The 379-nt window shown below is 63.9% G+C and carries 1 protein-coding gene; it reads left to right on the forward strand.

Annotation, left to right across the window (positions count from 1 at the left end; all coding sequences use genetic code 11):
• Positions 1 to 302, forward strand: a 302-nt coding sequence (locus F8M74_RS37435) for a hypothetical protein (protein WP_205604124.1), incomplete at its 5' end; no start/stop codon positions are given.
• Positions 303 to 379 lie beyond the last annotated feature (77 nt).

The raw sequence follows: 379 nt of genomic DNA on the forward strand, positions 1-379 counted from the left end.
GTGAGGGAATGTCTTGGACTGGGTTCGGCAAGCGGTCCGGCGCGCTCGCCGTCGCTGTCGCCATCCTCATTGGCGAAGGCGGCGACACAGAGGCCTTGGCAACGCCGCTGACGCCGTTTCGCGATGAAGCGCAGGCGCAGCGCCATTGCCCGCAGGACCAGGTGGTCTGGCTCGACTTCAGGAAAGGCGTCTATTACGGCAAGAGGCAGAAGCGATATGGTCAGGGTTTTGACGGCAGCTTCGTTTGCCTGAGCGAGGCCCGCGACAGTTTCTATCGCCGCTCGCTGTTGGGCCTGCGTTGAGGGGCGCGATCGAAGGTCGACGAATGAAGGCCTCTATTTCTGGCCCGGCAGCTTCACGGGCACGAGCGGGGAGGTGC

The sequence above is a fragment of the Myxococcus sp. CA023 genome, from assembly GCF_010998615.1.
GTDB lineage: Bacteria > Myxococcota > Myxococcia > Myxococcales > Myxococcaceae > Myxococcus.